General features: G+C 71.8%; 1 protein-coding gene and 1 pseudogene. Both read right to left on the bottom strand.

Annotated features, from left to right (window positions below; genetic code table 11):
* Nucleotides 1-14 precede the first annotated feature (14 nt).
* A complete protein-coding gene (locus IG99_RS43390) occupies nt 15-656 on the bottom strand; it encodes an ester cyclase (protein ID WP_037684549.1) in 642 nt (213 codons plus the stop codon).
* Nucleotides 656-1073, bottom strand: a pseudogene (locus IG99_RS43385) (ABC transporter permease); the annotation flags it as partial. The pseudogene IG99_RS43385 and the gene IG99_RS43390, both read right to left, overlap by 1 nt.

The raw sequence follows: 1073 nt of genomic DNA, 5'->3' as shown, positions 1-1073 counted from the left end.
GGACTGGGTCTACATCATCGAAAACCCCTACGGCGTCTGATTCTCGTCATCCCGGCATCACCGTCGGACGACGGAACCTCGCCACGGCAGCGGCGGCCGCATCGACGTCCTCGATGCGGCCGCCGCTTGCTGTCCGGCGTCGATGCCACGGTCATGATCCGGCGTGGTCCGGGCGCAGTTCGGCTGGTGAGGGTGAACAGGTCTTCGACGTGGCGTTGCGCGGTGAAAGCTCCGCTGCCGGCGGCGAACAGGCCGGTGCCGGCGAAGTCCACGCGGGCACCGGCTGTCACGGCGCCGAGGAAGGCGGTGCCGGAGAACCGCCGATACAGCAGTGCTTCGTCGGTGCCGACGGGGGTGAGTCGTTCGATGGTGTGCCGGCCGTCGGGAAACGCCGTGGCCAGTGCGGTCAGCAGCATGACAAGGACGTCGCGGTCGCCGGCTTCGTCGCCGAAGCCTGCGGGGTGGTTGTGGTCGTGGAAGTCCTCGGCCAGGCGGGCCTGTACGCGTTCGGGGCCGAAAGGACGGGGCGGGGGACGAGCAGGTGGCCGAACGCCTCGGGCGAGAGGTTCGTAGGACACGCGTCGGCCGAGGTGGTCGGTGAAGGCCTGGGCGAGGTCGGGGGCGTGGGTGCCGGGCCGGGCCGGCACCCACGGCATTACTCGCCGCGCGCCCCCGCCTGCCGGGTGACCGAGCGCAGGAGGGGGCGGCTCAGGCCGCCGGCCGCGAGAATCCCGCCGGCCCCGGCGGCGCAGCACACCGCGAGGACGGTCAGGCCGCGTGCGTCGAACGATGAGTCGCCACCGGCCAGCATCATCGAGCCCCCGCACAGCAGCCCGGTCGCGACGGCCCCGCCCGCCAGCACCGTGACCGGGATGAGCGTCTCCCGGTTCCGTGCGGCGTCCAAGACGCGCAGAGGGGTTCCGGCCAGGTGCAGCAGGGCGTAGGTGCGGCGGCGGTCCAGGACGGAGGCGGCTGCGGTGATCCCGGCCGAGGTGATGGCGACGGTGAAGGTCACCACGAGCACCACTCGGGTGAGGGTGGTGAAGTCCTGGGTGAACTGTGTCTCGGACCAG

Origin of the sequence: Streptomyces griseus subsp. griseus, from assembly GCF_000720255.1 — a bacterium.
In the GTDB taxonomy this organism is placed as follows: domain Bacteria; phylum Actinomycetota; class Actinomycetes; order Streptomycetales; family Streptomycetaceae; genus Streptomyces; species Streptomyces griseus_I.
Note: the sequence above shows the minus strand (reverse complement) of the source record. Positions and strands in the feature narration are given on the sequence as shown.